Genomic DNA, 8,500 nt, shown 5'->3' on the forward strand with positions numbered 1-8,500 from the left:
TCCCGCCGCCCGCAACTGCGCCGGGCACGCCAGGCCCGCCGGGTCTGTCGGACACGGCGGGCACGGTCGGGGCCGAACACTGCTCGATGAGCAGCCCGGTGTCGTCGCCGCCGCCTATCTCGCGCAGCAGCCGGAAGTGACGGGCCGCCCGCACCGGGTCGAACTTTTCCACGTATTCCGCATTGGCGGCGGCCAGGAACGCCCCAAAGGCGGCCATGTCCGTTTCCGGCAGTTCACCGCTGGCGCGCATGGCGTCCAGGGCGGCGCTGAACAGGTCGTCGCCTTCGCTGGTGCGCAGGCTGCCCGCGCGGGGCTGCGGGGCCAGCAGGAACTCGTTCAGGCCCAGTTGGCCGTCCGCCGTGGTGTAGATGCGCGCCGTTTCGATGTGCTCGCCCAGCATTCCGGCCAGGATGCCGTGCAGGTCGCGCGAGGCGGAAGGGGAAATGTAGGTGATCTTGCGACCGTCCGGGCTGGCCAGGCGCACCGCCTGGTTGTCCGTGACCACCCGGCCCGAGATGATGGCTTGCAGGTGCTGCACCTGCTCCGTCACCGAATGGGTGCGCAGATAATAATCCGGCATGTTGGCAAAAAACCACGGCACCACCTGATCGGCAATGCCGCCAAGCCCGCCCTTGACGAGCGAGAGCGCTTCTTCCACTCCTTTGGGATGGGACTTGGCCATGGGACATCCTCCGTGGCGGGTGGTTTGCCGCACAGGATAGCGCAATGGCCCGGCGTGGCAACCGTTTTCTGATGACGAAAGTAGTTGCCGAAAGTACCACCACGAACAGCCGGGCACGGCCCTTGCCAAGGAAGACGCCAGCAGCCACAATGCAGGCATCATATTCCCACGGGAGAGACCGCATGACCAAGAAGACCGAATCCCCCGCGTCCCGTACCGCAGCGGGTGCCGCCGACGCCGCCTATACCCGCAGCCAGGACCAGACCGCCCACCTGCGCACGCTGGGCGTGAAGGCCGAATATCCCCACGCGGGCCCCGGCCCGCACATTCTGGAGGCCTTTCCCAACAACTTTCCGGACCGGCCCTACATCGTGAGCATCGCCTTTCCGGAATTCACCTCGCTGTGCCCGGTGACCGGGCAGCCGGACTTCGCCACCATCGTCACCGAATACATCCCCGACCAACTCTGCGTGGAATCCAAAAGCTTCAAGCTGTACATGTTCGCGTACCGCAACCACCAGTCGTTCATGGAAACCATCACCAACACCGTGCTCGACCACATGACCGAGGCGCTGGACCCGCTGTGGTGTCGGGTGAAGGGGCTGTTCACCCCGCGCGGCGGCACCCACCTGCATGTGTTCGCCGAGCGATTCAAGCAGGTGGAGGAACCGCGCGCGGCCATGGTGCGCGAGATGGTATCGGAGTGGAAACGCGAAAGCGGACGGCATACGGTGTAGCACCGCGCCAAAACTGACGAAGCAGGCGCTGGGAAGGAAAAAAACGGGAGGACACCATTAAGATGGTGTCGCCACGAGCAGCATTTTTGTTCTCTGCCAAGAAAGAATGCCCTTTTGCGACGGGAGTGTACTCTTCAGTACTCGACCGGAGCAAAAGGGCATTCTGACAGCTCTGCTCTCGATGCCCGTAGGACTCGCCTACGCGCTCGCCCAACGGTCACGCTGCGCGCCCTTCGGGTCGGTCAGGCAGAGGGCAAAAAGGAGCTCGTGGCAACACAATCAATCGCTGAGGCCTGGCAAAACCACCAGCACCTCGTAGCGTTCCTCTTCCCGGTCGAACGTGGTTCGACCGATGAGCTTGAAGCACTGGTGCGTGTAGATGATGTCGAAAATCCGTTCCAGGTCGGTACCGTTCTCGATGTCCACGCGGTACTCGCCGCCGACGCTCCACGGTCCCCACACGGAAGCTTCTCCGCGCAGGTACAACGCGTTGATGTCGTAGTCGCGCTTCCTGTTGTACTCGGCGAGACTTGAGCGCCAGTTGTAGCCCAGGGTCAGTTGCCCCCTGTTGGCATCGATGAGGGTCAGGCCGTGGTCGTGCTGGGTGACATCGCCGGTATAGGGTGACCATGCGCTGATGCTGTGCCAGGCCAGCCACGCCACCGGGAAGTATTGCACCTCGGCCCGGTAGTCGAGCACGGGACGGCGCTCGTAGGTATCGAGTTCGTCGTCGCGGTTGGCCTCCCGGATGTCGTAGCCGGATTGCAGCTTGACCCGCAGGAACTCCAGGTAGTCGGTACCCAGATCCGGTTCCGCCACGCCCTCGTCGTTGGTCTTCATCCGCACCACTTCGCGCTTGCGCGTGAACACGTTGGTGATGGAGTAGACCAGTTCGTTGCGTGCGCCGATGCGGTCGTCGCCGTCGTAGCGGGGGTTGTCTTCCTGATCCAGCAGCGGAAGGTTGTTGTACTCCACGCGCGGCTGCAACGCATGACGGATGCCGGTCCAGCGGCTTTGCCCGGCATTCTCGGCGGTCAGGGTGAGCGGCGCGCTTTCCACGCGGTAGACGCGGGCAACTTCCGTCGATGCCGCGATGTTGTAGTCCGGCAGGGTACGGGACTCGCCCGAGGAATCGCCGCCGTCACCGGGCAGGCTCTCGCGGCGCTCGGTGTCGTACACGGTCTGGCGCAGGCCCACGGAGGAGATCACCGAGCCGTACTTGCCGTTCACCGGCAGCACCACCTGCGGGTGCACGTCGTGCCGCGCACCCTGAGTGCCGTTGCGGCGGTGGAAGTACACCGACTGCGCAGAGGCCTGCACTTCCAGCGGCAGCCCCTCGAACAGGGCGCCCCGGTGCAGGTACACGTCGGCCTCGGGCAGGCGCTGGGGCAGCGAATCGGACGAATAGGAACGGTTGCCGTTGCCCAGTTCCGGGTCCTGATCATACCGACCGCCCAAGGCCACGGAAACGCGGTCCCAGTCGCGGGTCAGCATGACCTGGCTGGTGCGGTAGCGGTCGCGCTCGTTGATGTCGCGACCGAACAGGCTGAACAGGTTGTCGCGCGAATCGCTGAACCCGCCAAGCCCCCGCTTGAACTCGCGCAGGTAGTTCTGGTCGGACACGAAGTCCAGGTCGCCCTTGAGCCGCCAGCGCGGGTCGCCAAGGCGCTGCTCGAACATGCCGCGCAGCCAGTACCGCTCGTGGTTGGTGCGGACCAAGCCGTCGCTGCCGTCGATGGGGTCGTCGCCGTCGCTGTCCACCACCTCGTTGTCGTACAGCCAGTCCAGGCGCAGCCAGGTTGTCTGGTCCGTGGTGGGCCGCGAGCGATATTCCACGCCGTGCATGAAACCGCGCTCGGACATGGCGTACTCGTTCAGGGTCACGTCGCTGGTCTCGTCCAGCACCCAGTAGTACGGCTGGTTGTAGTAGAAGCCGTCACGCGAGCTGATGCCGTATTGCGGCATCAGGAAGCCCGACTGGCGGGTGCGCTTGGCGGGCATGACGAAATAGGGGGAATAGGCGACGTCGCTGTCCTTCACCTGGAAATTCGAGCGCCACAGGCGGGCGTAGCCGTCGATTTCGACCACGGCCTCCTCGGCGGTCAGCGACCAGGCCGGGGTATCACCATCGCACACGGTGATCTTGGCGTTGGTGAAGGTGTAGAGGTCGCCCCAGTTCTTGTCGATGCGCTCGCCCGCGAAATAGGCGTGCGGTTCGCCCATGAAGATGCGGCCGTTCTTCATCCAGCCTGTGCGGCTGCGCAGGTCGAATTCCGCTTCTTCGGCGGCAATGTCGTCCTTGCCGAAGTGCACCTCGACGTTGCCCTTCAGGTACACCCAGTTGGTGGTGGAATAATAGCGGATGTAGTCGGCCTTCAGGTAGTCCTGGCCGCGCCGCAGGGCCACGCGGCCCTCGGCCTCGATGATCTTGCTGTCGTTCTGCGACGTGACCGTATCTGCCGTGAGGTTCCAGGTCACCTCGCGGTCGTCCTCCGTGCGCATCTGCAACACGTTGGGCTGCGGCTGCTGGGCGGCGTGCGCCCCGCCCGCGAGCAGAATGCCGGAAAGCAGCAGGAACACATATGCCGCGAACCCGGCGAGCGGGCGGAGTCTGCCGTCTGTCATGCGCGGTCCGGATCGTCCGGGCAGTGGCCCGGTTTATGAAGTCACGTGAGGGTCCGGCTCCCCGGCGCGCTGCACACGGCATCTCGCATCGGTGCGCGGCGGGGTGTCGAAGATATTGAATGTCACGGCGCGAGGGGGTACAACCGCTCCCTGCACAATACCGGGACCGCAGTCGTTTACCACAACTTTCCCGGCAGGAAAAGCCGCTGGTCGCACCCCGCCCCGACGCCCGCCCCTTCCCCTGCCGGAACCTTCCTCCTACCTCCCAGCCGGACCCGACCCTGGAGCCCCGCATATGACCATTGCCTACAACAAGATAGCCGTCCGCGTGCGCCTGGGCGCGCTGCGCCGCAATTTCGAAATCCTGCGCCGCATGGCCCCTGCCGCCATGCCGGTGATCAAATCCGATGCGTACGGCCACGGCCTGCTGCCCGTGGCCCGCACCCTGGAAGCCGCCGGGGCCGACACCTTTGCCGCGGGCACCGTGGGGGAATGCGCCCAGTTGCGCGACGGCGGCATTCCCGGTCGCATCGTGGCCCTGCTGGGCGCCACGGACGCCGCCGACGCCGAATGCTGCGTGGCCCGGTCCATCGTGCCCGCAGTGTATTCCGCCGACCAGTTGGAACTGCTGGCGGGGCGCGCCGCACCCGGCCAACAGGTGGACATCGCCCTCAAGTTCGATACCGGCATGGCCCGCCTGGGCTTTTCCGAAGCCGACCTGCCCGCCCTGCTCGACCGGCTGCGCGCCCGGCCCATGCTGCGCCCGGTGCTGGCCATGTCCCACCTGGCCGTATCCGACGACCCTTCGCGGGGCGACTTCACCCGGCAACAGGGCGAAACCTTTGGCCGCATCCTGGCAGGGGTGCGCGCCGACTGGCCCGCCGCGCAGGGCTCGCTGGCCAACTCCGCCGCGCTGCTGGCCCACCCGGAACTGCACTTCGACGTGCAGCGCCCCGGCATTGCCCTGTACGGATCGAACCCGCTGCGCGGCACCGCGCAAGAACACCTGGGCGACGGGCTGCAACCGGCCATGGACGTGGCCGCACCCATCCTGCAGGTGCATCCCCTGCCCGCCGGACGCAGCATCAGCTATGGCCGCACCTTCACCGCCCCGCGCGACATGACCGTGGCCATCGTGGCCACCGGCTATGCCGATGCCTACAGCCGCGGTCTTTCCGGCAAGGGCGCCATGACCGTGCATGGCCGCCGCGTGCCCATCCTGGGCCGGGTGTGCATGCAGATGACCGCCGTGGACGTGACCGACGTGCCCGGCGTGGCCGCCGGCGAAGACGCCTACCTGCTGGGCGGCCCCGGCGAGGCCCTGACGCCCGACGAACTGGCCGACCTGTGGGGCACCATATCCTATGAGGTGCTGTGCCTGCTGGGCATGAACCCGCGCACCCACAGGGAATAGGGGCACGGGCAGTGCGCCCCGGCGCATGCCGACGCTCCGCGGTGCCCGGCGGCACCCGTCAACCTCGCCAATGCGCGTCAATGCGGATCAGGGCGGGTCAATGCGGGTCAGGGCGCGCCAATGCGGAGCAGGGCGGGCCACGGTCGGTGATGCGCATCAACGCCCACGACCGCCCAAGCCCGCCAGGCCTTGCCCGGCGCTGCGAAATGGGTTGTTGACACCCGGACGGCCTGCGACTATAGACCCTGTTTCTGCCTTGCTCGCCCCCACGTGCGGGGCGGGCCAAAGCCCACAAGGAGGAACCCATGAGGAAGTTTGAAACGCTGCTGCTCCTTTCCCCGGAGCTGGCCGCGGATGCCCGCGAGGCGCTGCTTGGCACCCTCACCGGCGTCGTAGAGCGTGAACAGGGCAAGATGGTCGCCGCCGACCACTGGGGCATGCGCGACCTCGCCTACCCCGTGCAGAAGCACATGCGCGGCTACTACGTGCGCCTCGAATACCTCGCCCCCGGCGAGGCCGTGGCCGAAGTGGAACGCAACATCCGCATCGCCGACGGCATCTTCAAGTTCGTTACCGTCAAGCTGGCCGACGCGGTCGAGGAGGTTGCATAACATGGCCTTCAAGAAGAAGTTCACCCCGCGCCGCAAGTTCTGCCGCTTCTGCGCCGACAAGGACCTGCCCCTCGATTACAAGCGCGCCGACATCCTGCGCGACTTCATCACCGAGCGCGGCAAGATCATCGCCCGCCGCATCACCGGCACCTGCGCCCATCACCAGCGTCTGCTCACCCGTGAAATCAAGCGCGCCCGCCAGATGGCCCTCTTGTTCTACACCGCGGGCCACTCCAGCGACGTCAAGAAAAAGAGCCAGATCTAGGAGGATGGGATGAAGCTGATCCTTCGTGCAGACGTTGAAAACCTGGGCCGCCTCGGCGACGTCGTCACCGTGAAGCCCGGTTTCGGCCGCAACTTCCTGCTGCCGCAGGGCCTGGCCATGCTGGCCTCCGATGCCAACCTGAAGGCGTTCGAACTGGAACGCAAGAAGCTTCAGGCCAAGATGGACGCCCTGCGCACCGCAGCCTCGGACCTGTCCGCCAAGATCGCCGCCACCGAACTGGTGATCCCCGTGCGCGTGGGCGAAAACGACAAGCTCTACGGTTCCGTCACCACCGCCATCATCGGCGATGCGCTGGCCGAGAAGGGCGTGGACATCGACCGTCGCCGCATCCTGCTCGACGCCGCCATCCGCACCCTGGGCACGCACGAAGTGCGCGTCCGCCTGCATGCCGACGTGGTGGCCACCCTGAACGTCAAGGTTGTTGCCGAAGACAAGGTGAGCGATGCCGCAGAACCCGTCGTGGAAGCCGAGCCGGAAACCCCGGCCGAATAGCCACTCCGATTCCGACGCCGCCTCCGCCTACCAGGGCGGGGGCGGCGCTCCCGATCCGACGGAACGCGCTTCCGCCGATCTGTTGCGCCGAGTCCCCCCGCACAGCACCGAAGCCGAACAGGCAGTGCTCGGGGGGATTCTGCTTCGCAACTCCGTGCTGCATTCCGTGGTCGACACGCTGCGCCCGGAAGACTTCTACCTGCCCGCCCACCAGCAGATCTACGACGCGTGCCTGGAACTGTACCGGCGCAACGCCCCCATCGACCTCGTGACCATGGCGGAATACCTGCAATCGCAGAGCCGCCTGGAAGGGGTGGGCGGGGCCGTGTACCTGGCGGAACTGGCCCAGTCCACCATCAGCGCCGCCAACGCAGAGCACTACTCCACCATCGTGCGCGACAAGTCGCTGTTGCGTTCACTGATCGGCGCGGGCTCCGAAATCATCAGCAACTGCTACGACGCCTCGCGCGAGGTGCAGAAGCTGCTGGACGAATCGGAGCAGGCGGTGTTCGCCATTTCCGAGCGTGTCAGCGGCAAGATGTTCCGCAGCGCCAAGGAACTGGTGAACAAGGTCTTCGAAGACCTTGTGAAGCGCTGCGACCGCAAGGAAGTGGTCACCGGCGTCACCACCGGTTTCGTGCAGCTGGACCAGATGACCTCGGGCCTGCAACCCTCGGACCTGATCATCGTGGCGGCGCGCCCCTCCATGGGCAAGACCGCCTTTGCCCTGAACATGTGCCTGCGCGCCGCCGTGAACCAGAACACCCCGGTGGCCGTGTACTCCCTGGAAATGTCCATGGAGCAGTTGGTCATGCGCATGCTCTGCTCGCTGGGCAAGGTGGACCTGTCCAAGGTGCGCAAGGGCTTCCTGGACGACGAGGACTGGCAGCGCCTGTACCACGCCGCCGACGTGTTGTCGCAGGCGCCCGTGTACATCGACGACACCCCGGCCATCACCACGCTGGAACTGCGCGCCCGCACCCGCCGCCTGAAGGCGGAACGCGGCGTGGGCCTCGTGATGGTGGACTACCTGCAGCTGATGCGTTCCGCCCGCCGGGTGGATTCGCGCGAACTGGAAATTTCGGAAATCTCGCGGTCGCTCAAGGCCCTGGCCAAGGAACTGTACATCCCGGTCATTGCCCTGTCGCAGCTGAACCGCAAGGTGGAAGAGCGCACCAACAAGCGGCCCATGCTCTCGGACTTGCGCGAATCGGGCGCCATCGAGCAGGACGCGGACGTGATCATGTTCATCTACCGCGACGACGCCTATAACAAGCGCGACGACAACCCGCGCAAGGGTATCGCTGAAATCATCATCGGCAAGCAGCGCAACGGCCCCGTGGGCGTTGCCGAGCTTGCCTACCTGCCCGCGTACACCGCGTTCGAGGATTTGACGTTCGTCCCGCCGCCGCCCTCGGAGGGGTATGGGGATTAGGGGTGGATGGCGCGGATGCGCGTTGGATAGGAAGAAAGAACAGGAAGATAGAAGAGTGTTGCGGGGCTGCCGAGAGGTGGCCCCGTTTTTGTGGTTCTTCGACGTTTAATGTGGAATTGACCGACCTCGCCCAGTTTGGATAGCCCTCCCTCAGGAGGATTGCCATGCTTGCCGAACAAATATTCGCCTTGGGTCTTGGTCTCACGCCACCCTGGAAA

At 65.6% G+C, this 8,500-nt stretch carries 8 protein-coding genes and 1 pseudogene; 6 read left to right on the forward strand and 3 right to left on the reverse strand.

Annotated features, from left to right (window positions below):
* Positions 1–682, reverse strand: a pseudogene (locus FVW20_RS02040) (NAD-glutamate dehydrogenase domain-containing protein); the annotation flags it as partial.
* Positions 683–864: 182 nt separating this feature from the next.
* Between FVW20_RS02040 and queF the strand changes: the two are divergent.
* A complete protein-coding gene (queF, locus tag FVW20_RS02045) occupies positions 865–1,419 on the forward strand; it encodes a preQ(1) synthase (protein ID WP_231038784.1) in 555 nt (184 codons plus the stop codon).
* Between the two features lie 279 nt (positions 1,420–1,698).
* Here the strand turns inward: queF and FVW20_RS02050 are convergent, their stop codons facing one another.
* Positions 1,699–4,044: an LPS-assembly protein LptD gene (locus tag FVW20_RS02050; RefSeq protein WP_196608081.1), complete on the reverse strand. Its 2,346-nt coding sequence runs from the start codon at positions 4,042–4,044 to the stop codon at positions 1,699–1,701.
* 295 nt (positions 4,045–4,339) lie between these two features.
* On the opposite strand from FVW20_RS02050, the gene alr reads away from it, so the two are divergent.
* From alr to dnaB, 5 genes are all read left to right on the forward strand, one after another.
* Positions 4,340–5,458 carry an alanine racemase gene (alr, locus tag FVW20_RS02055; RefSeq protein WP_196608082.1) on the forward strand — a complete coding sequence of 373 codons (1,119 nt, stop codon included), beginning with the start codon at positions 4,340–4,342 and terminating at the stop codon, positions 5,456–5,458.
* Positions 5,459–5,763: 305 nt separating this feature from the next.
* Positions 5,764–6,069, forward strand: coding sequence for a 30S ribosomal protein S6 (gene rpsF, locus FVW20_RS02060; RefSeq protein WP_196608083.1), 306 nt, complete (start codon positions 5,764–5,766; stop codon positions 6,067–6,069).
* 1 nt (position 6,070) lies between these two features.
* The gene (gene rpsR, locus FVW20_RS02065) at positions 6,071–6,334 is read left to right on the forward strand and encodes a 30S ribosomal protein S18 (protein ID WP_007523772.1); all 264 of its coding nucleotides are present in this window, start codon (positions 6,071–6,073) and stop codon (positions 6,332–6,334) included.
* Between the two features lie 9 nt (positions 6,335–6,343).
* Complete coding sequence (rplI, locus tag FVW20_RS02070) at positions 6,344–6,847, forward strand: 50S ribosomal protein L9 (RefSeq protein ID WP_012612484.1); 504 nt, start codon at positions 6,344–6,346, stop codon at positions 6,845–6,847.
* Positions 6,798–8,282 (forward strand): replicative DNA helicase, encoded by a 1,485-nt coding sequence (gene dnaB / locus FVW20_RS02075; protein WP_231038785.1) that lies wholly within the window; start codon positions 6,798–6,800, stop codon positions 8,280–8,282. Before rplI ends, dnaB begins: the two co-directional genes overlap by 50 nt.
* On the opposite strand, the gene FVW20_RS19555 is transcribed toward dnaB, so the two are convergent.
* The coding region (locus FVW20_RS19555; RefSeq protein ID WP_231038786.1) for a hypothetical protein at positions 8,279–8,500 on the reverse strand (222 nt) is incomplete at its 5' end. The genes dnaB and FVW20_RS19555 overlap by 4 nt on opposite strands.

The organism is Nitratidesulfovibrio oxamicus, from assembly GCF_015731765.1.
Taxonomy (GTDB): domain Bacteria; phylum Desulfobacterota; class Desulfovibrionia; order Desulfovibrionales; family Desulfovibrionaceae; genus Cupidesulfovibrio; species Cupidesulfovibrio oxamicus.

Coding starts and splice junctions, on each gene's coding strand:
- queF (WP_231038784.1), top strand. CDS start 865: ATGACCAAGAAGACCGAATCCCCCGCGTCCCGTACCGCAGCGGGTGCC.
- FVW20_RS02050 (WP_196608081.1), bottom strand. CDS start 4,044: ATGACAGACGGCAGACTCCGCCCGCTCGCCGGGTTCGCGGCATATGTG.
- alr (WP_196608082.1), top strand. CDS start 4,340: ATGACCATTGCCTACAACAAGATAGCCGTCCGCGTGCGCCTGGGCGCG.
- rpsF (WP_196608083.1), top strand. CDS start 5,764: ATGAGGAAGTTTGAAACGCTGCTGCTCCTTTCCCCGGAGCTGGCCGCG.
- rpsR (WP_007523772.1), top strand. CDS start 6,071: ATGGCCTTCAAGAAGAAGTTCACCCCGCGCCGCAAGTTCTGCCGCTTC.
- rplI (WP_012612484.1), top strand. CDS start 6,344: ATGAAGCTGATCCTTCGTGCAGACGTTGAAAACCTGGGCCGCCTCGGC.
- dnaB (WP_231038785.1), top strand. CDS start 6,798: ATGCCGCAGAACCCGTCGTGGAAGCCGAGCCGGAAACCCCGGCCGAAT.